Origin of the sequence: Kitasatospora herbaricolor, assembly GCF_030813695.1 — a bacterium.
GTDB classification, from domain to species: domain Bacteria; phylum Actinomycetota; class Actinomycetes; order Streptomycetales; family Streptomycetaceae; genus Kitasatospora; species Kitasatospora herbaricolor.
This window is the reverse complement of sequence record NZ_JAUSVA010000002.1, coordinates 7,966,587-7,985,251: the sequence shown is the minus strand read 5'-3', so window position 1 is coordinate 7,985,251 and position 18,665 is coordinate 7,966,587. Positions and strand designations below refer to the sequence as shown.

General features: G+C 74.9%; 19 protein-coding genes. 7 read left to right on the top strand and 12 right to left on the bottom strand.

What is annotated here, in order from left to right; all coding sequences use genetic code 11:
• Positions 1-161 precede the first annotated feature (161 nt).
• Both J2S46_RS34735 and J2S46_RS34730 read right to left on the bottom strand, forming a co-directional pair.
• Positions 162-497, bottom strand: coding sequence for a hypothetical protein (locus tag J2S46_RS34735; protein ID WP_191290312.1), 336 nt, complete (start codon positions 495-497; stop codon positions 162-164).
• Positions 498-840: 343 nt separating this feature from the next.
• Entirely contained in the window at positions 841-1,602 is a 762-nt protein-coding gene (locus J2S46_RS34730) for a TetR/AcrR family transcriptional regulator (protein WP_191290311.1), read from the bottom strand.
• Positions 1,603-1,845: 243 nt separating this feature from the next.
• Between J2S46_RS34730 and J2S46_RS34725 the strand changes: the two genes are divergently transcribed.
• Positions 1,846-2,766 carry an NAD-dependent epimerase/dehydratase family protein gene (locus J2S46_RS34725; protein WP_191290310.1) on the top strand — a complete coding sequence of 307 codons (921 nt, stop codon included), beginning with the start codon at positions 1,846-1,848 and terminating at the stop codon, positions 2,764-2,766.
• Positions 2,767-2,817: 51 nt separating this feature from the next.
• On the opposite strand, the gene J2S46_RS34720 is transcribed toward J2S46_RS34725, so the two are convergent.
• The gene (locus tag J2S46_RS34720) at positions 2,818-3,513 is read right to left on the bottom strand and encodes a polysaccharide deacetylase family protein (protein WP_191290309.1); all 696 of its coding nucleotides are present in this window, start codon (positions 3,511-3,513) and stop codon (positions 2,818-2,820) included.
• 469 nt (positions 3,514-3,982) lie between these two features.
• On the opposite strand from J2S46_RS34720, the gene J2S46_RS34715 reads away from it, so the two are divergent.
• Entirely contained in the window at positions 3,983-4,837 is an 855-nt protein-coding gene (locus J2S46_RS34715; RefSeq protein WP_191290308.1) for an SAM-dependent methyltransferase, read from the top strand.
• 60 nt (positions 4,838-4,897) lie between these two features.
• On the opposite strand, the gene J2S46_RS34710 is transcribed toward J2S46_RS34715, so the two are convergent.
• The gene (locus J2S46_RS34710) at positions 4,898-5,764 is read right to left on the bottom strand and encodes an Fpg/Nei family DNA glycosylase (RefSeq protein WP_191290307.1); all 867 of its coding nucleotides are present in this window, start codon (positions 5,762-5,764) and stop codon (positions 4,898-4,900) included.
• Positions 5,765-5,912: 148 nt separating this feature from the next.
• On the opposite strand from J2S46_RS34710, the gene J2S46_RS34705 reads away from it, so the two are divergent.
• The 5 genes from J2S46_RS34705 (at position 5,913) to J2S46_RS34685 (ending at position 9,250) form a co-directional block, all read left to right on the top strand.
• The gene (locus tag J2S46_RS34705; RefSeq protein WP_191290306.1) at positions 5,913-6,644 is read left to right on the top strand and encodes a hypothetical protein; all 732 of its coding nucleotides are present in this window, start codon (positions 5,913-5,915) and stop codon (positions 6,642-6,644) included.
• A gap of 103 nt (positions 6,645-6,747) precedes the next feature.
• On the top strand, positions 6,748-7,575 hold the full coding sequence (locus tag J2S46_RS34700; RefSeq protein ID WP_191290305.1) for a DsbA family protein: 828 nt from the start codon (positions 6,748-6,750) through the stop codon (positions 7,573-7,575).
• Positions 7,572-8,213 (top strand): vitamin K epoxide reductase family protein, encoded by a 642-nt coding sequence (locus J2S46_RS34695; protein ID WP_191290304.1) that lies wholly within the window; start codon positions 7,572-7,574, stop codon positions 8,211-8,213. The genes J2S46_RS34700 and J2S46_RS34695 overlap by 4 nt, the downstream gene beginning before the upstream one ends.
• A 195-nt stretch (positions 8,214-8,408) precedes the next feature.
• Positions 8,409-8,810 (top strand): hypothetical protein, encoded by a 402-nt coding sequence (locus tag J2S46_RS34690; RefSeq protein ID WP_229912755.1) that lies wholly within the window; start codon positions 8,409-8,411, stop codon positions 8,808-8,810.
• The gene (locus J2S46_RS34685) at positions 8,807-9,250 is read left to right on the top strand and encodes a response regulator (RefSeq protein WP_229912754.1); all 444 of its coding nucleotides are present in this window, start codon (positions 8,807-8,809) and stop codon (positions 9,248-9,250) included. Before J2S46_RS34690 ends, J2S46_RS34685 begins: the two co-directional genes overlap by 4 nt.
• A gap of 34 nt (positions 9,251-9,284) precedes the next feature.
• On the opposite strand, the gene J2S46_RS34680 is transcribed toward J2S46_RS34685, so the two are convergent.
• The 8 genes from J2S46_RS34680 to J2S46_RS34645 all read right to left on the bottom strand — a co-directional run bounded on the left by J2S46_RS34680 (position 9,285) and on the right by J2S46_RS34645 (position 18,603).
• Entirely contained in the window at positions 9,285-10,898 is a 1,614-nt protein-coding gene (locus tag J2S46_RS34680; protein ID WP_191290303.1) for a fused response regulator/phosphatase, read from the bottom strand.
• Positions 10,895-12,781 carry a hybrid sensor histidine kinase/response regulator gene (locus tag J2S46_RS34675; protein ID WP_191290302.1) on the bottom strand — a complete coding sequence of 629 codons (1,887 nt, stop codon included), beginning with the start codon at positions 12,779-12,781 and terminating at the stop codon, positions 10,895-10,897. Before J2S46_RS34675 ends, J2S46_RS34680 begins: the two co-directional genes overlap by 4 nt.
• A complete protein-coding gene (locus J2S46_RS34670) occupies positions 12,778-13,809 on the bottom strand; it encodes an ATP-binding protein (RefSeq protein ID WP_229912753.1) in 1,032 nt (343 codons plus the stop codon). The genes J2S46_RS34675 and J2S46_RS34670 overlap by 4 nt, the downstream gene beginning before the upstream one ends.
• Before the next feature lie 8 nt (positions 13,810-13,817).
• The gene (locus tag J2S46_RS34665) at positions 13,818-14,201 is read right to left on the bottom strand and encodes an ATP-binding protein (protein WP_370882340.1); all 384 of its coding nucleotides are present in this window, start codon (positions 14,199-14,201) and stop codon (positions 13,818-13,820) included.
• 38 nt (positions 14,202-14,239) lie between these two features.
• Positions 14,240-14,617, bottom strand: a complete 378-nt coding sequence (locus tag J2S46_RS34660; protein WP_191290300.1) for an STAS domain-containing protein — start codon at positions 14,615-14,617, stop codon at positions 14,240-14,242.
• The gene (locus J2S46_RS34655) at positions 14,614-15,471 is read right to left on the bottom strand and encodes an STAS domain-containing protein (RefSeq protein ID WP_191290299.1); all 858 of its coding nucleotides are present in this window, start codon (positions 15,469-15,471) and stop codon (positions 14,614-14,616) included. The genes J2S46_RS34660 and J2S46_RS34655 overlap by 4 nt, the downstream gene beginning before the upstream one ends.
• Before the next feature lie 148 nt (positions 15,472-15,619).
• Positions 15,620-16,852, bottom strand: a complete 1,233-nt coding sequence (locus J2S46_RS34650; protein WP_229912772.1) for a PP2C family protein-serine/threonine phosphatase — start codon at positions 16,850-16,852, stop codon at positions 15,620-15,622.
• A gap of 68 nt (positions 16,853-16,920) precedes the next feature.
• Positions 16,921-18,603: a sensor histidine kinase gene (locus tag J2S46_RS34645; protein ID WP_229912752.1), complete on the bottom strand. Its 1,683-nt coding sequence runs from the start codon at positions 18,601-18,603 to the stop codon at positions 16,921-16,923.
• Between the last annotated feature and the right edge of the window lie 62 nt (positions 18,604-18,665).

The following is an 18,665-nucleotide window of genomic DNA, read 5'->3' as shown; positions in this document are numbered from 1 at the left end:
GTGGCAGCCGGAGCGGCCGCCGTCCCGGGGTTGGTGGGAAATGTGCGGGAGATGTGCAGGAGCGGGCCGCCCGGCCGGTCCGGGCCGCCCGCCACCCCGCCCGCTCAGCCGGGCCCCTTCAGGGCTCCTTCAGCCGTGCGCCAGGTCCGGGGGCCGCGCGGTCAGGAGAAGACCACCGAACGGACCGCCGACCCCTCGGGCGCGACGACGCCGGGGCGCAGCACGTACGAACCGTCACCCGCGCAGTCCGGGCCGGGGAAGACCGTCGCGGTCGCTCCCGTCCGGTTCTTCGGCGTGCGGGCCGGCTCCTCCCGGGTGGCCTCCGCCAGGTTGACGCATGCTCCGTTCGGCGGCCCCACCAACCGCCCGGTCCGCTCGCCGCCGGCGTCTCGGTAGGTGTAGCGGAACTCGCCGAAGCTGGCGTTCGCCGAGCCGGGGACGGCCAGCACGAGGGTGACGGCGCTGGCGGCGGCGATCGCGGCGTTGCGGAGACGCATGAGAGGTGATCCTTTTCCAAGTGGTGCGGTGCAGAATCACCCTAGGGGCCAGAAAAGTGGCGAAACGGTTCTTCTGATTCACCCTTTTCGGTGGTTTTGACCATCAACCCCTTACCTGCCGGCTGTCGTGGCGTATCCCGCGACCGGGCCGCCCGCACACGGGCCGGGAGGCCGTCCGGCAGCGGCGGGGCGGCCGTCGGCCGGCTCCCGCAGCGGATGCTTGGGCCGAACGCAGCACGTCCGGCCGGAGGCCGGCCCGGACCCCTCGGACGGCGGACCGCCGGAAGGCCGGCGACGGCGCACGGACGGAGCGTCAGGCGCCAGGCGGCGCAAGGACGGAGCGTCAGGCGCCAGGCCCGAAGGGCCGTCCGCCCTCCGGGACCGCCGGGCCGAGTCCCAGCAGGACGCCCAGGCGGCGGACCTCGTGGTCGAAGTAGGACTGCGGGTCGGCGACGACGTTGGCGCGGTGCCCGAAGACCTCGAAGGAGACCGCGCCGAAGAGGTAGGTCCAGGCCGTGAGGCCGGCGATCACCAGGTCGTCGGGAATGCCCTCGGGCAGCCGGCCGAGCAGCGGGAGCAGCGCCCGGTGCGCGTCCGCCGGGACGGGCAGCCGGTCGAGCGGGCGGTAGGCGCCGTCCTGCGCGGCCCGGGCGAAGAGGGCGCCGATCAGGAAGGGGACCCGGACGCCCGGGCCGACGGTGTCCTCGGGCGCGGTGTAGCCGGGCACCGGCGAGCCGTGGATCAGCGCGTACTCGTGCGGGTGGGCGAGGGCCCAGTCGCGGACGGCGTGACAGACGGCCACCCACCGGTCGAGGTGGCCCCCCGGGCCCGTGGCCCCGGCGTCCAGGGCCGCCGCGGCGTCGGCCGCGTCCCCGAGCGAGGTGTAGCTGTCCGCGATCAGCGCGGTCAGCAGGGCGTCCCGCCCGGGGAAGTACCGGTAGAGCGCCGAGGCGGAGACCAGGCCGATGTCGCGGGCGACCCCTCGCAGCGAGATGCCGGCGGCGCCGTGCTCGGCGAGCTGGCGGCGGGCCGCCTCCTTGATGTCCCGGGTGAACTCGATGCGGGCCCGCTCACGGGCGGTGAGCGGTCTGGGCGCGGTGGACATGCGCCCATCCTGGCAGCAGGCGAGAACACCCGCAACATCGGAGAACGCCGCATGTGTACGAGAACGGCGCCCACGAAGGAGAACGGCGAACGAAAACGAGCACGGTGTTCTTGACAGTGACGCCCGCAGTCCGCCACTCTCGTGGTCGAGCGAGAACGGTGTTCTCGCCGGAGCCGGCGGCGGTCACCCGCCGGGCCCCGCCCACCGGCCGACCGGCCGACGCCACCACCTGAGGAGTCCACCGTGAGCAAGCACCTGATCGTCGGCGCCGGCCCCGTCGGCACCGCCGCCGCCCGCCTGCTGGCCGCCCGCGGCGAGGAGGTCACAGTGGCCACCCGCTCCGGCGCGAGCGCGGCCCCGCTGCCCGGCGTCCGCCACATACGGCTGGACGCCGGCGACACCACCGCCCTCACCGAGGCCGCCACCGGCGCCGCCGTGCTCTACAACTGCGCCGGCCCCGCCTACCACCGCTGGGCCACCGACTGGCCGCCACTGGCCGCCTCGCTGCTGGTCGCCGCCGAGCGCTCGGGCGCCGTGCTGGCCTCGGTCGGCAACCTCTACGGCTACGGCGCGGTCACCGCCCCGATGACGGAGGAGACACCGCTGAACCCGAACTCGGTGAAGGGGCAGGTGCGCGCCCGGATGTGGCAGGAGGCCCACGCCCTGCACCTGGCGGGACGCGTCCGGGCCACCGAGATCCGCAGCTCCGACTACCTGGGCCCGGGCGCCCTCAGCGCCATCGACGCCCGGGTCTTCGACAAGGCCCTGGCCGGGCGGGCCGTGCAGGTGATGCGCGACCCCGACACCGCCCACAGCTGGACGTACACCGAGGACGCCGCCCGGCTGCTGGTGACCGTCGGCGGCGACGAGCGGGCCTGGGGCCGGCCGTGGCACGTGCCGACCAACGAGCCCAGGACCCAGCGCGAGGTGGTCGCCGACTTCTGCCGTGCCGCCGGCGTACCGCAGGTGAAGGTGACCGGCCTGCCGGACGCCGTGCTCGCCGCGGTCGGCCTGTTCGACCCGACCGTCCGGGCCCTCAAGGAGACCGCCTACCAGCTGCGGGGCCCGTTCGTGATGGACTCCACCGCCGCCCGGAAGACCTTCGGCCTGGAGCCCACCCCGTGGACGGAACTGCTCGGCGCGATCGCCGCCGCCTCCCGCTGACCGGGGACGACGTCGGGCGGCGGCCCCGGGCGGCGGGCGGCCGGGCAGGGGTCAGGGCGGCGCCGTGAACGCGTACCCCTTCTCGATCAGCGCCGGCAGGTAGGCCCGCAGGGCCGCGACGGTCTGCGAGCGGTCGCCGCCGCCGTCGTGGTTGAGGACGATCGCGCCGGGCCGCACCCCGCCCAGCACCCGCGAGGTGATCGCCGCGGTGCCGGGACGCGCCCAGTCCAACGGGTCCACCGACCAGCTCATCGGGCGCAGGCCCAGCTCCGAGCAGACCTTCATCGCCACCGGGGACCAGTCCCCGCCCGGCGCCCGGAACCAGGTCGTCGCCCGGCCGGTGGCCTTCTCCAGCAGCTCCGAGGTGCGCTGCAGCTCGGTCCTCACCGCGGCCTCGGGGAGCCGCCGGAGCTCGGGGTGGGACCAGGTGTGGTTGGCCAGGTGGTGGCCGCCGTCGGCGATGGCCCGGATCAGCGAGGGGTACTCGGCGGCGTTCTGCCCGATCACGAAGAAGGTGGCCCGGATCCCGTACTGCCGCAGCAGGGCGAGCACCGCCGGGGTGTAGCGGGGGTCGGGCCCGTCGTCGATGGTGATCGCCACCACGCGCCGGGCCGCCGACAGCTCGCTGACCGGCCGGTTCTGCGCCTGGTCCAGGGCCCGCGGCGCGGGGGCCGGGGCGGGCGCGGTCGGCGAAGGGGCGGGCGCCGCGCCGGAACCGGCGCTCGCCGTCGCGCTCGCGCTCTGCACGGGCTGGATGCTCCTCCCCTGCCCGGGCCCGCCGGCCGGCGCGGACACGGACGGGGACGGGGAGCCGTGGCCCGGCTCGGGCACCGGCGACGGGGCCGGAGTCGGCGACGGTGCCGGCGGACGCTCCGGTGAGGGGCCGTCGCCGCCGGCCGGGACGGCGCCGGCGTCCAGGCCGGCGCCGAACGCCCCGGTGCCGGGCCACGCGACGCTCTCGCCCCGCTCGAACGCCGGGCGGCCGCACCCGCTCACCGACAACAGGGCCGCACCGGCGGCGACCAACAGCACTCTTCGCGAGTAAATCTGACGATCGGACGACATTCCGAATCCCTGCCCAGCCGCCGCCCCTCCCTCCCGGCCGACGGATCCCGGCGGGCCAATCACCACCCGGACGGCGCAAGCGACCCCTCCGCCGAGCCACGACCGCTACCCTGGCCCGCAGTGTGATGATCTGCCTCCAGAGGAAGTAGTAATGACGACAAGTCAGGCTTTCGCGCAGCAGGACGACGGCGACCGCAGCGAGGTGAGCGACTGGGAGCGCTTCGGTGTCGACACCAGCAAGCCGCACTCCGCGCGGATCTACGACTACTGGCTGGGCGGCAAGACCAACTTCGCCCCGGACCGCGCCATGGGCGAGGCCATCGAACAGGCGATCCCCGGCATCCGGACGATGGCCAAGGAGAACCGCGCCTTCCAGGGCCGCGCGGTGCGCCACCTGGTGCGGGAGCAGGGCATCCGCCAGTTCCTCGACCTCGGGACGGGCATCCCCACCTCCCCCAACACCCACGACATCGCCCAGGCCATCGCCCCCGAGACCCGGGTCGTCTACGTGGACAACGACCCGATCGTGCTGGCCCACGCCCGCGCGCTGATGGTCGGCGACCCGTCCGGGCGTACCAGCTACATCCACGCCGACCTGGGCCGGGCCGAAGAGCTCCTGGCCGACCCCGCGCTGACCTCCACCCTGGACCTGGAGCAGCCGGTAGGCCTGCTGCTGATCGCCGTCCTGATGCTGATCGCCGACGAGGACGACCCCTGGGGCAAGGTCGCCGCCCTGCGCGACGCGCTCCCCTCCGGCAGCTGCATCGCCCTGACCCACCCGACCCAGGACTTCGATCCCGAGGCGGTGCGGCAGGTCGAGGAGTCCGCCCGCCAGGGCGGCATGACCCTGGTCCCGCGGACCCGCGAGGCGGTCGCCCGGTTCTTCGACGGCTGGGAACTGCTGGAGCCGGGCGTCGCGCCGGTGATGGCCTGGCTGCCCGACGGAGAGCTGACCGCCGACCCGGAGACCGCCTACTACTGGTCCGGCGTCGCGCGCAAGAAGTAGCCGCCGTCCGCCGCACCCCGTAGGCGCGGACGGGGTGCGGCGACCCGCGACCGGCGGCCGCTACTTCAGCAGCCTGGACATCCGGCGGTCGGCCAGCGGCTTGCCGCCGGTCTGGCAGGTCGGGCAGTACTGCAGCGCCGAGTCGCTGAACGACACCTCGCGGATGGTGTCGCCGCACACCGGGCACGGCTGCCCGGCCCGTCCGTGCACCCGCAGTCCGCTCTTCTTCTCCGCCTTGAGCAGCCCGGCGGCCAGCCCCCGCGAGCGCTCCACCGCCTCCCGCAGGGTGCTGCCGAGCGCCTGGTACAGGCGGGCCGTCTCCTCCTCGTCGAGGCTCGCCGCAAGCTTGTACGGCGACATCCGGGCCGCGTGCAGCACCTCGTCCGAGTACGCGTTGCCCACCCCCGCCAGCACGCCCTGGTCGCGCAGGACGCCCTTCAGCCGGCGGCGCTCGCCGCCCAGCAGGCGGGCGAAGGCCTCCAGGGTGAAGGCCGGGTCCAGCGGGTCGGGGCCGAGCCGGGCGATGCCGGGCACCTCGGCCGGGTCGTGCACGCAGTAGACCGCGAGGCGCTTCTGGGTCCCGGCCTCGGTCAGGTCGAAGCCGGCCCCGGCCGGCTCGGCCAGCAGGACGCGCAGGGCCAGCGGGCCCTTGCCGGGGTGCGGCGGCTCGGGCGGGAGGTTCTCGCGCCAGCGCAGCCAGCCGGCCCGCGCCAGGTGGACGACCAGGTGCAGCCCGCCCGCCGTGACGTCGAGGAACTTGCCGTGCCTGGTCACCGCCTCGACGGTGCGGCCCTCCAGGTCGGTGAGCGGCGGCGCGTACGTCTTCAGCGCGCTCACGGCGACGGGGTGGACCTTCGCCACGGTGCGCCCGACCAGGTGCTCCCCCAGGAAGACGCTGAGGGCCTCGACCTCCGGCAGTTCCGGCATGGAAGAAGTCTCCCGCAGGCGCCCCTACGCCGCAGCCCGCCGGAGGCGTGACCGGCCCGCCGCCACCGGCCGCCGGGCTCGCGGCCGCGTCGTGAGGCTCTTCACAGGGCCGGCGGTCCGCGGGCGCACCTGTGGCAGACTCGGACAAATGGACAGCAAGCAGGCCGGCAGGACGCTCCGCGCGGCGATCTTCGCCGCGCTGGTCGTGCTGCTCGCCGCGCTCGGCCAGGTGCTGGTCACCGGCCGCCCGCTGCCCGTAGCGGTGCTGGCCCTCGCGGGCGGCGCCGTCTTCGCCCTCGCCCTGGCCCTGGCGGGCCGCAGGCGGGGCTTCGTCCGGATCGCGGCCGTCTTCCTGCCCCTGCAGCTGGCCCTGTCCGCCCTCTTCGACCTCGCGCAGACGACCTGCGCCCCGGGCTCCGGCTCCGGGGGGCACGTCTTCGAGCCGCTGGTCTGCCGCGGCGGTTCGGTCGGCGCCTTCATCGTCGGGAACAGCAGCCTGGCCGGGAACGGCGGCCTGACGGGGGGCGGTGGCCTGCTGGGCCACGGCGCCGCGTCGGCCGGCGTGCCGACCGCCGCCGGCGGGGTCCTGCTCCTGCTGGTGCACACCCTGATCGCCCTGTTCGCCGCCTTCTGGCTGCGGCGCGCGGACGCCGCCCTGGCCGGCCTCGCCGAGGCGCTGCGCACCCTGCGCGACTTCCTGCACAGCCGGGCGACGGCCACCGTCCGACGGCTGTTCCGACTGCTCACCGCGCCGGTCCCGGCCCGCCCGGTGGTCCGGGTGCCCCTGCCGCCGTCGAGCCGGGAACACCTCCCGGTCGAGGACGTCCTGACGTGCCCGGCCGTCCGGCGCGGTCCGCCGGTGCTCGCTCCGGCCTGCTGAGACCACCTCCGCTCTCAGCGGTCGCCCCGCCGCGCCAGGCCCCCCGCCCTCCGCGGGCCGCCGGCGCCAGCCGACCTCCGAACGAGCACAGGACGACCTCCCCATGAGCAAGAACAGCAGCAACGGCACCAACGACAAGGGCAACGGCAACGGCAACGGCGCCCGGAAGCCCGGCGGCCGGGCCGCCACCGAGCGGCTGCACGAGGAGCGCCGGCGGGCCGAGCGGTCCGCGAAGATCCGCCGCCGCACCGTGGTCGGCGCCGCCTCCGCGGCCGTACTGGCCCTGGCCGCCGGTGTCGCCTTCGCCGTCGGCGGCTCCGGCGGCGGGGCACAGGGCGGACCGCTGGTGGTGCCCGCCAACGCGAGCGGCCCCGGCGGCACCGTGGTGACGTACGGCAAGGCCGACGCCGCGCACACCCTGGAGGTCTACGAGGACTTCCGCTGCCCGTACTGCGAGCAGTTGGAGACCACCGACGGGCCGACCATGCAGGCGCTCGCCGACAACGGTACGTACAAGATCGACTACCACCTGGCCACCTTCCTCGACAAGGGCCTGGGCGGCAAGGGCTCGCGCACCGCGCTCGCCGCCGCCGGCGCGGCGCTGAACGAGGGCGTGGACAAGTTCAAGCAGTTCCACGACGTGCTCTACGCCAACCAGCCGGACGAGCGCGACGACGCCTTCGCCGACACCGACCACCTGCTGGAGCTGGCCGGGAAGGTGCCGGGCCTGAAGACCGACGCCTTCGTCAAGGCCGTCCAGGAAGGCACCTACGCCCCCTGGGCCGCCGAGGTCTCCAAGGCCTTCGACAAGAGCGGCGTCACCGGCACCCCGACGGTGAACCTGGACGGCAAGAAGCTGGAGGTCTTCGGCAACGGCGCCGCGGTCGCCCCGGAGCAGTTCACCGCGATGGTCAAGCAGGCGATCGGATGACCCCCGCCGGCCTGGAGAGCACCGGCACCACCCGGGCGGGCGGCGGACCGATCGGCGCGAGCCGGGCCTTCGCCTGGCTGCTGGTGGTCACCGGCGCCCTCGGCCTGACCGCCTCGGTGGTCCTGACCATCGACAAGATCCGCCTGCTGCAGGACCCGTCGTACGTCCCCAACTGCAACATCAACCCGATCATCAGCTGCGGCTCGGTGATGGGCAGCGACCAGGCGGAGGCCTTCGGCTTCCCGAACTCGCTGATCGGCCTGATCGGATTCTCGGTGGTGGTCGCGGTCGGCGTCGGGCTGCTCGCCGGGGCCCGGTACCGGCGGTGGTTCTGGCTCGGCCTCCAGGCCGGCACCGTGTTCGGGGTCGGCTTCGTCACCTGGCTGATGATCCAGACCCTGTACCGGATCGGGGCGCTCTGCCCCTACTGCATGCTGGTCTGGGCGGCGATGATCCCGCTGTTCTGGTACACCACCCTGCACAGCCTGCGCAGCGGCGTGATCCCGGTGTCCGGGCGGCTGCGGCCGGCCGTCCGGGAGGCGCTGCGCTACCACTGGGTGGTGCCGGCACTCTGGTACGCGGTGATCGCCCTGCTGATCCTCAGCCGGTTCTGGTACTACTGGCGCACCCTGATCTGAGCGACGGCCCCCGCGCCCCGCGGGCGCGGTGCCGTCGACGGCCGGCCCGGGAGACCTCCTCCCGGGCCGGCCGAGGCGTTTCCCCGTCCGCCGGGGCCCAAGGCCGGCGGCGCCGTACCCGCCCCCGCCACCCCGGACGGCCGCGGCTCCCGGACCGCGGGACCGGCCCGCGCCCCGACCAGTAGGGTGGTCCCCATGTCCCGTGCCCGCCGTGTCACCCGCATGAGCGAGGAGCAGATCGCGGCCCTCGCGGAGGCGGCCCTCGCCGACCTCGCCGCGCGGCTGGCGCAGCGGGCTTTCCGGCCGCTGCCGCCACCGGCCGGTCCGGGCGCGCCACCGACCCCCGACCAGGGGGCCCACCTCATGGAGACCGACCTCCAGGGCGACGCCCTGGCCAGGCTGCACACCCTGGTGCACCTGCGCCGTGCGGCCGAGCGGCTGACCGACCAGGTCGCCAGGGACGCGGTCGAGGCCGGCGCCGGGTACCCGCAACTCGGGGAGGCCCTGGAGATGAGCCGCCAGGGCGCCCGGAAACGCTGGCCCGGACTCGTCCCCGCCGCCCCGAGCCACCCCCCGACCGAGCGGAGCCCCCGATGACCGTCCCCCGTCCGGCCCGTCCGCTGAGTGTCCTGCTCGTGGAGGACGACACCGCCGACGCGATGCTGATCGAGGAGGCTCTGTTCGACCGCGGCTCCGCCCGGACGATCACCCGCGCCGAGGACGGCGTGGCGGCCCTGGAGTACCTGCGCGACAGCCTGCGCCGGCTGCCCGACCTGATCATCCTCGACCTCAACATGCCGCGGCTGAACGGCCGCGAGCTGTTGCACGTCCTGAAGACCGACGCGGAACTCCAGCAGATTCCCGTCGTGGTGCTCACCACGTCCTCCGCCCCCGAGGACATCACCAGCTCGTACCGGCACCACGCGAACGCCTACGTCACCAAGCCGGTGAACCTCGACGACTTCACCCGGGCCGCGCAGAGCATCGACGCCTTCTACCTCGACACGGTGGCCCTGCCGCCGCACGAGGCGCACTGACGCCCGTCCGGCACGGGCCCGGCGGCCGGGGGCGTCAGTCCAGCCGGGCGGCCAGCAGGGCGATGTCGTCCTGCTTCCCCTCGGCGAACAGGTCGAGCAGGCCGTCGCAGAGCGGACCGAGCTCGCGCGGGCCCTCGGCGATCCGCCGGCGCAGGGCCTCCAGGCCCCGGTCGAGGTGCTCGCCCGGGACCTCCACCAGTCCGTCGGTGAACAGCAGCAGGGTGGCCCCGGCCGGCACCGGATGGCGGACCGCCGGCGGGTGGGTGCTGCCCAGTCCGAGGATGACGCCGTGCTCGGTGAGGTGGCGGGCCGCCCCGTCAGGATCGCGCAGCACCGGCGGGACGTGGCCCGCGTTGGCGACCAGGACGCTCCGCCGACCCGGCTCGACCAGGACCAGGCAGGCGGTCACCGTGACCCCGGGGTGGAACTGGACCAGGAAGGCTTCCAGCCGGTCGAGGACGGCGTGCGGCTCATGGCCCTCGATGGCGTAGGCCCGCAGGGCCTGCCGGAGTTCACCCATCACGACCACCGCGGCGAGCGAGTGCCCGACGACGTCGCCGATGGCCAGCAGCAGACCGCCGGGCGTCTCGACCGCCTCGTAGAAGTCGCCGCCGACCTCGGTCCTCGCGCCGGCCGGGACGTAGCGGACCGTCAGGTCGACCCCGGGGGCCGAGGGCAGGCGGCTCGGCAGGAAGGTGCGTTGCAGCGCCAGGGCGAGGCCCTGCTCCTCCCGCAGGCTGCGCTGCGCCTCCAGCGCCAGCGCGCAGGTCCGGGCGAGCTGGGCGAACAGGTCGCGGTCGCCGCCGAGCGCCCGGGCGGGCACGGCGAGGGCCACCGGCGGGCGTCCGGGGGAGGTCCGGGCCAGGATCACCGCCACCTCGCCCGCGTCCTCGAACACCTCGCAGCCGGTGAGGCCGGTCCACCGCTCGGCGGTCAGCACCGCCGTCCTGGTACCCGTCCCCTCCTGCGGGGCGGAGGCGTCGGCCAGCACGCCCAGGACGGCCGCCGCCCCGCCGAAGCGCCGCGGGCCCTCGCCGGGCCCGCCGGTCGCGGCCCGCACCTCCCGCCCGTCGAGGTCCAGGGCCAGGACGGCGGCGGGCGCGGACATCAGGGCGGCCGCGCCCGCCGCCGCGAGGGCCGCGAAGGACCGGCCGTCGCGCGCGCCGTACACGTCCAGGGTGACCTGGTTGAGGACGGCGATCCGGCCGGCCAGGCGTTCGGCCCGGCGACGGGCCCGGGCGTACCGCAGGGCGGCGGTGACGGTGGCCAGGAACTCGGTCGGGGCGATCGGCTCGGTGAGGTAGGCGTCGGCGCCGCGATAGAGGCCCTGGGCGCGGTCGTTGACCTCGATGGCGGTCGCCGAGACGTGGATGACCGGCAGGTGGGCGGTGAGCGGGTCGGCCTTGATGCTCTCGCAGACCTGGAAGCCGCTCATGTCCGGCAGGTTGACGTCGACGACGGCGAGTTCGGGCCGGTCCGCGCCGGTCGCGGCGGCGAGCAGCGCCAGCCCCTGGGTGCCGTCCGCCGCCTCGGCCACCCGGTGACCGTCCCGGCGCAGCCAACTCGCCAGGATGTAGCGGCTGGTGTCGTCGTCGTCGACCACCAGGACGGTGGCGGCCGCGCTGTCGGGATTGGCCTGCTCGGTCATGGCGCGGTTCCGTCTCGGTGCGGGCGCGGCGCGGCCGCGGCGGTGGTGCCGGGCTGGGCGTCCGGCTCCGGTCCGGAGGTGCTGCCGGCCGTGGCGACCGGCTCCGGTCCTGGGGTGGCGGCGACCCGGGCGCCGAGGGCCAGCGCGCGGGCCAGCCGGGCCGCGTCGAGCCCGCTCTTCTCCAGCACCGCCCGGGCGTGGACGAGGCGTCGGTGGTCCAGGTCGGCGCTCCGCGCCGAGGTGAGGACGAGCGCGGGGACGTCCCGCAGGAGCGGGTCGGCGGCGAGGTCCGCCAGCAGCTGGTAGCCGTCGGGGGCGGGCATGTGGAGGTCGAGCAGCACGGCGTCGGGGCGTTCGCGCCGGACGGCGGCCAGGGCGTCCGCGCTCCGGGGGACTTCGACGACGCGGTCGGCGATCTCGCCGAGGACCGGGCGGGCCCCGGTACGGAAGGCCGGGTCGTCGTCGACCATCACCAGGACGGCCAGCTTGGCGGGTGCGGCCCCCGTCACGGGCGGAATGCGCAGCGCGGGCGGCACGGCCGGCAGCCGCAGGGTCACGGTGGTGCCCCGGCCCGGCGCGCTCACCAGGGCGACGGTCCCGCCCAGCAGTTCGGCCACCCGGCGGACGTAGGGCAGCCCGAGTCCGGTGCCGGAACGGCCCCGCTGGTGCGGGCCGCGCACCTGGTAGAACTCCTCGAAGATCCGCTCCTGCTCCTGCGCCGGGATGCCGACGCCGGTGTCGGTGACGGTCAGCACGACCAGGTCCGAGCCGTCGGGGGCACGGTCGGTGGCGACCTCCAGCCGGACCTCGCCCTGTTCGGTGAACTTGAGCGCGTTGGAGAGCAGGTTGCGCAGGATCCGGGTCAGCATGACCTCGTCCCCGACCAGCTCCGGCGGCCGGAGCGGGTCGGGAATCACCAGGGTGACACCGGGCGTCTGGACCAGGCCGCGCATGGTGCCGCGGAGCTGTCCCAGCAGGATCCGCAGGTCGACGGAGCTCCAGTGCGGCTCCAGCCGGCCCGATTCGGCCTTGGCCACGTCGAGGAGTTCGTCCACCAGGGCCAGCAACGTGCTGCCGGAGGCGCCGATCAGTGCCAGCTGGTGCCGGCGCTCCTCGGCCGACTGGTCCTCGTCGGCGTCCAGCAGCAGCCGGGCCAGCCCGATCACCGAGTTGGCGGGGCTGCGCAGTTCATGGCTGACATTGGCCCAGAACCTGGTCCTGACCTCACCCGCATCACGCAACTGGCGTGACTTGTCGTCGAGTTCGGCGTAGAGCGCGACCACACCGCGGTTGGTGTCCTCCAGCTCCTGGGACAGCTCCGAGTAGAGCGCCACCACTCCCTGGTTGGTCGCCTCCAACTCCTCGTTGAGCCGCTGGAGTTCCTCGCCCTGGGCGCGGGAGTCCTCCAGTGCGGCGATCAGGTCCCGGTTCTGCGCCCGGAGTTCCTCCATCGGGTTGGCCGCCGGCTGGGCGCTCAGCACCCGCAGGGTCCGTTCGGCCAGCTCCGCCGGCGGCGAGTTCCCCGGCAGCGGCTGCTCGACCACCAGGCTGCCCGGGAGGGCCGGCCGGCGGACCGCGCCGGGCAGCAGCCGCCCGACCGCTTCGAGGGTCTCCCCGCCGGGCGCGCGCCGCCGGTCCTCCCAGCGGAGGGTGACCAGCAGGGTCGGCGCCTCGCCGGGGGTGAGGGTGAAGGACGCGTTCAGGCCGCTGACGCCCAGCAGGTCGCGGCCGAGCTCGCTGAGGGCGGTCGCGAGCCGCACCTGCGCCTGGTTGTCCAGGCCCAGGGCCTGCGCGACGAGCCGCCCGCTGCGCCGCAGCGCGAAGATCTCCTGCTCGGAGCCGACCGTGGTGGTCAGCAGCGGCACGGCCGCCCGGGGGGTCACCAGCTCCCCTTGACGACGACGACTCCGGCGTCGTCGCGGCGCACGCCCGCCTCCCGCAGCAGGATGCCCGCCGTCACCAGCGGGCTGTGCCGCAGCAGTCCGGGCATCGCCGCGAGCCGCCAGCGCTCGGTGAGCCCGTCGGAGTGCAGGACCACCGCGCCGCCCCTGGGCAGCGCCTGCTCGTGGGTGCGCAGGGTCGGCAGCTGGTGGCCGACGATCCCGGGCGAGGAGAGCAGGGCGTGCCGCTTCTGCTCGTCGACCGCGAAGCCGCTGACGTTGCCGACCCCGCAGAACAGCACCCGGCCGGCGGCGGGCTCGATCCTGGCAACGGCCGCGGCGCCGCCGCGGGTGCCGTTCAGGACGCGGTGGAGCCGGGTCAGGACCTCGGCCGGCCGGTCGTCGCTGGACGCCCGGAAGGCCGCGACGGCCTGCTGGGCGGCGAGGGCCGCCAGCGGACCGTGCCCCAGCCCGTCGAAGAACATCACCAGCAGCGGGCCGTGCGGGTCGCCCGCGGTGGCCGGCCGGGCCGCCCAGGCGTCCCCGCAGGACTCCTCGCCGCTGATCGGGCGGGTGAGCCCGCCGACGAGCGTGGTGCCGGCCGGCACCTTGGGCGCGGCGCCCGCTCCCCAGAAGCCGGCGGCCAGCACGGTGCCGGATCCGGGCAGGGAGTGCACGTCGAAGGTGTCCGCGAGGCGGGCGATGGCGCCCAGCCCGATGCCGAGGGTGCCCGCCGAGGAGGTGCCGTCGGTCATCGCGTACGGCACGTCGGCCATGCCCGGGCCGCTGTCCAGGGTGAGGAACTCCACCGCGGCGTCGTGCTCGGTCCGCAGCACCCGTAGCAGCAGCGAGCCGTCGACGGCGTGCCGCCGCAGGTTGGTGGCGGCCTCGGTCACGGCCAGCCCCACCTCGGCGGCGCGCTGGTCGCCCAGGCCGATCCGGCGGGCCAGCGCGGTGGCGGCCCCCCGGGCGGCCGCGGGCAGCGACTCCGCGTCCCGGAACCAGGCGACGTCCTGCGTCTCGAGCAGCAAGGGGGCTTTCACCTGGTCCACTTGACGACGGTGACGACGGTGCCGCGGCCGACCTCGGTGTCGATGGCAAACTCGTCGGTCAGCCGCCGGGCACCGCTCAGGCCCAGGCCCATGCCGCCGCCGGAGGTCCAGCCGTCGGTCAGCGCCAGCTCCAGGTCGGGGATGCCGGGCCCGGTGTCCTGGAACACCGCGCTGACGCCCCGGCGGCCGCCCTTGTCGACGAGGCCGACCCGCATGGTCCCGCCGTTGCCGTGGACGAGCGTGTTGCGGGCCAGCTCGCTGGCGGCCGTCACCAGTTTCGTCTGGTCGACCAGCGAGAGCTTGCACTGCTGGGCGAGCGCGCGGACCAGTTGCCGGGCCCGCACCACGTCGTCGTTCGAGGCGATCGGCAGGGTCTGCTGCTCACCCTCCGGTCCGGCGGGGGCCGTGATCACGCGCGCCCCGCGCCGACGCCGCCGGCCCGGCCGAGCATGGCCAGGCCGCGCTCCAGGCTGAGCGCCGTACGCACCCCGCCGAGCGACAGTCCGAGTTCGACCAGGGTGATGGCCACCGCGGGCCGCATCCCGACCAGGACGGTCTCCGCGTCCAGGATCCGGGAGATGGCGGCGGTGGTGGCGAGCATGCGCCCGACGAAGGAGTCGACGATCTCCAGCGCGGTGATGTCGATCACCACGCCGTGCGCGCCGGTATCCACGATCCGGGCGGCCAGGTCCTCCTGGAGGTCGAGGACGGACTGGTCCTCCAGGTCGGTCTGGATGGAGACCAGCAGGACGTCGCCGATCCGCAGGACGGGGATGCGTTCGGTCATCGGGCGCTCCGCACGTTGGCGGCGACGGCCTCGGTCGAGGTGCCGAGCCGGCGCAGGGCGTGCTTGAGCGCGTCGGCCAGGGTCGCCTTGGTGACGATGTCGCCGAACTGGATGCCCAGGGCCACGATGGTCTGGGCGATCTGCGGGCGGATGCCGGAGATGGTGCACTCGGCGCCCATCAGGCGGGCCGCGACCACGGTCTTCAGCAGGTGCTGGGCGACCTCGGTGTCGACCGCCGGCACGCCGGTGATGTCGATGATCGCCTGCTCCGAGCCGGTGTCCACCAGCGTCTGCAGCAGCTTCTCCATCACCACCTGGGTCCGGGCCGAGTCGAGGGTGCCGACCAGCGGCACCGCCACCACGCCGTCCCAGAGCTTGACCACCGGGGTGGACAGCTCCAGCAGCTGCTCGGCCTGCGCGCCGATGATCTCCTCGCGGGTCTTCGAGTACGTCTCCACGGTGAACAGGCCGAGCGCGTCGACCAGCCGGTTCAGCTCCAGGTAGGCCGCGATGTCCTGCTGCGAGGTGCCGCTGTCGGGGACGAGCAGCTCCTTCAGGGCGAAGACGGCGACGGCCGTCTCGGTCGGGGTGAACCCCTGCCGGGCGCGGTTGCGGGACAGCTCGGTGAGCAGCGCCCGCGCCTCCGACCAGCCCTCGCCCCGCCAGTCCGGCCCACCGGCCCGCAGGCCCTCGACGAGCGCGCTGTACAGCTCCCGCAGCTCCCGGTCCAGCTCCAGCACGCTCAGTCGCCCGCGCAGCGTGTGGGAGACTCCCTCGATCCACCGGCCGACGAGGACGTCGCCCTGCTGCGAGAGCAGCTTCACCAGTCGCTCGGATTCCTGACGTTCCGCCACCAAAACTCCCTCATCACAACGGCATCCGGCCGTATCGACCAACGTACTCGCGGGCCGTGACCGCCCCGCGCAATGCTACGGCCGAGTAGGTACAGACCACGAACGGCCCCTCATCGCCTGCCCCGCTCCCCCGGGGCCCACACACCGCTCAGCCCGCATCCGCCCGGATCATGGCGGGGCTCGGGCCGTGCTCCCCCTGCCGTGGCCGGTCCCCCGCAGGGGTCCAGGCCAGGTGCAGGATGGCCAGGTCGTCGGCGTGCCGGCCGGCGTTCAGCCGGCGGACGGTGTCGACCAGGTGGTCCAGGAAGGCCGGGGTACCGGAGGGCGGCGCCGTCGCGATCAGCTCCAGCAGGCCCTCGGTGCCGAGCCGCTCGGCGCCCGGGCCGCAGTGGCCCTCGGTGAGGCCGTCGGTGTAGAGCAGGAGCGCGCCGGCGGGCGGCAGCGACAGTTCGGTGGCGGGCCAGTGCCGCAGGCCGGGCGCGATGCCGAGTGCCACGCCGTGCGCGGCGGCCACCTCGGTGGCGCCGGGCGGCCGGCCGGCGCCCTCGGCGCGGGCGGGGGTGAGCAGCGGCTCGTGGTGACCGGCCAGGTGCAGGGTCGCGGTGCGGCGGTCGGCTGCGACGGTCACGATGCTGCAGGTCGCGAACATGTCGGAGCGGTTGCGCTCGGCGACCAGGATCTGCTCCAGCAGGTCGAGCAGCTCGGTGCCGCGGTGGCCGGCCAGGACGAGGGCGCGCCAGCCGATCCGCAGGCAGACGCCGAGCGCCGCCTCGTCCGGCCCGTGGCCGCTGACGTCGCCGATGACGGCGTGCACCGCGCCGTCCGCCGTCTCGACCACGTCGAGGAAGTCCCCGCCGAGCAGGGCGCGCTCGCGCCCGGGCAGGTAGCGGGTGGTGACGGTGGCGGTGACGCCGCGCAGCATCGGGGTCGGCAGCAGGCCGCGTTCCAGCCGGGCGTTCTCCCGGGCCCGGATGTGGTCCTCGCGCAGCTCGGCGCCGGCCAGCTCGGCCTGCTTGCGGTTGACCGCGTAGCGCAGGGCGCGCTGCAGCAGCTGCTCGTCGACCTGCCCCTTCACCAGGTAGTCCTGGGCGCCGACCGCGACGGCCTGCGCGCCGGCCCCGGAGTCCGCCATGCCGGTGAGAACGATCACGGCGGCCCGGGGGCAGGCCTGCTGGACGGCGGCGACCAGGCCCACGCCCGAGCCGTCCGGCAGGTGGAGGTCGACCAGGACGCAGTCCGCGGGCTCCCGCTCCAGCTCGGCGACGGCCTGGGCGAGGGTCGGCGTCCACCGCAGGCTGTGGTCGAGGTCGGTGTCGGCGAGCAGTTCCTCGACCAGCAGGGCGTCCCCGGCGTCGTCCTCCACCAGGAGGACGCGTACCACGGACGGCTCCGCGCCGGGCTGCGCGAGCGGGTGGGCCGGCGGTTCGGGCCGGTACTGCTGGCCGGGGATCACGAGTGCCCCGCTTCGGCCCGGGGAGCCACCAGGTGGCCCTCGGTCCTGCCGTCCGCCGGGGCCACGGCGCTCTCCTGCGGCTCCACGGACTCCTCGACGGGCAGGGTGAAGACCAGGCGGGTGCCCGGGGTGTGGGTGAGGTCGACCTCGATGGTGCCGCCGTGGAACTCGACGATCTTCTTGCACATGGCCAGGCCGATGCCGTTGCCGGGGTAGGCGTCGCGGGTGTGCAGGCGCTGGAAGATGACGAAGACCTTGTCCACGAAGTCGCCGTCGATGCCGATCCCGTTGTCGGTGACCGCGCACCGCCACAGGTCGCCGTCGCGCACGGCCTCCAGGTGGATCCGGGGGGCGCGGTCCGGGCTGCGGAACTTGACGGCGTTGCTGAGCAGGTTCTGCAGGAGCATGCCGAGCTGGGTGGCGTCGCCGCTGATCCGGGGCAGCGGGTCGTGGGTGATCACGGCCTCGTTGTCCGCGATGGCGATGCTCAGCGAGTCGACGGTCCGGGCGAACACCTGCTCCAGGTCGACCGGCGTGTAGCTGGCGTGCACCCGGCCGACCCGGGAGAAGGCGAGCAGGTCGTTGATCAGCGTCTGCATCCGGTTCGCGCCGTCCACGGCGAACTCGATGTACTGGTCGGCCCTGGCGTCCAGGCTGCCGCCGTAGCGACGCTGGAGCAGCTGGCAGAAGCTGGCCACCTTGCGCAGCGGCTCCTGGAGGTCGTGCGAGGCCACGTAGGCGAACTGCTCCAGCTCGGAGTTGGAGCGCCGCAGGTCGACGGTCTGGGCGTCGAGCACCTGCCGGGCCGCTTCCTTGGCGAGGAGTTCGTGGGCCAGCCGGCCGCGCATCGCCTCGACCACGGCCGCGAGCTGCCGCAGGTCGGCGGGGCCGGTGGGGGTGATCGGGTGGCTGAAGTCACCGCGGGCGACCCGCTCGGCATCGGCCGACACGTGCTCCAGCGGACGGGTGACGCCACGGCGCAGGCCCTCGAAGACCAGGGCGGCGAGCAGCAGGATGATCAGCGCGATGGCGCTGAACACCACGTTGCGCAGGGTGCGGACGGACTGGAGGGCGGCCCGGCTGTCGGCCCGGTCGGCCTGGAGGTGCTCCTGCTGCAGCGCCATCGCCGCGCGCAGCGCGTCGAAGGCGGCCTTGCCCTCGGCGGTCTGCCGGCCGGCGGTCGGCGCGGCGCTGCCCGGCGGGGCCGCGGCCACCGGCCGGGCCACCTGGGACTGCCAGGCCTCCGCCCGGGCCAAGACCAGGTCGAGGTCGGCCCCGCTCCGCTCCCCGGTGCTCAACCGCCGGAGCTCGGCGACGGCGTCCCGCTGCTGGGCGATGCCCTGCTCGTACGGGGCGAGGAACTCCGCCTGACCGGTGAGGCCGTAGCCGCGGATGCCGGTCTCCTGGTTGACCAGGCCCGACTCCAGCCGGACGGCCGCGATGAGGGCCGGCGAGCTGACGTCGACCAGGCGGTTGTTCACCGCCGAGGAGTGGGCGAACACCCAGAAGCCCAGCGCCCCGAGCAGGACGAGGACGGCCAGCGACGCGCTCACCCCGACGCGCAGCCAGCGGCGGGTGCTCCAGCCGCCGCCGTCGGCGCCGACGGGCGGCAGCTCCGGACGGGGTTGCCCCTGGGTCTCGGCGGCGGGGTGGTGTGCCGCAGGGGTCTGGCTGGCCATGTGGGTCCTTCGTCCGGCATCCGTCGGCGGATGCGCCTTCGTCCGTGCCCGCCTGCGGCAAG

What these genes read in the sequence shown, in the direction of transcription:
- J2S46_RS34705 (WP_191290306.1), top strand. Translation starts at nt 5,913, where the DNA reads ATGGACAGCAAGCAGGCCGGCAGGACGCTCCGCGCGGCGATCTTCGCC.
- J2S46_RS34690 (WP_229912755.1), top strand. Translation starts at nt 8,409, where the DNA reads ATGTCCCGTGCCCGCCGTGTCACCCGCATGAGCGAGGAGCAGATCGCG.
- J2S46_RS34685 (WP_229912754.1), top strand. Translation starts at nt 8,807, where the DNA reads ATGACCGTCCCCCGTCCGGCCCGTCCGCTGAGTGTCCTGCTCGTGGAG.
- J2S46_RS34660 (WP_191290300.1), bottom strand. Translation starts at nt 14,617, where the DNA reads ATGACCGAACGCATCCCCGTCCTGCGGATCGGCGACGTCCTGCTGGTC.
- J2S46_RS34680 (WP_191290303.1), bottom strand. Translation starts at nt 10,898, where the DNA reads ATGACCGAGCAGGCCAATCCCGACAGCGCGGCCGCCACCGTCCTGGTG.
- J2S46_RS34730 (WP_191290311.1), bottom strand. Translation starts at nt 1,602, where the DNA reads ATGTCCACCGCGCCCAGACCGCTCACCGCCCGTGAGCGGGCCCGCATC.
- J2S46_RS34715 (WP_191290308.1), top strand. Translation starts at nt 3,983, where the DNA reads ATGACGACAAGTCAGGCTTTCGCGCAGCAGGACGACGGCGACCGCAGC.
- J2S46_RS34695 (WP_191290304.1), top strand. Translation starts at nt 7,572, where the DNA reads ATGACCCCCGCCGGCCTGGAGAGCACCGGCACCACCCGGGCGGGCGGC.
- J2S46_RS34700 (WP_191290305.1), top strand. Translation starts at nt 6,748, where the DNA reads ATGAGCAAGAACAGCAGCAACGGCACCAACGACAAGGGCAACGGCAAC.
- J2S46_RS34735 (WP_191290312.1), bottom strand. Translation starts at nt 497, where the DNA reads ATGCGTCTCCGCAACGCCGCGATCGCCGCCGCCAGCGCCGTCACCCTC.
- J2S46_RS34645 (WP_229912752.1), bottom strand. Translation starts at nt 18,603, where the DNA reads ATGGCCAGCCAGACCCCTGCGGCACACCACCCCGCCGCCGAGACCCAG.
- J2S46_RS34710 (WP_191290307.1), bottom strand. Translation starts at nt 5,764, where the DNA reads ATGCCGGAACTGCCGGAGGTCGAGGCCCTCAGCGTCTTCCTGGGGGAG.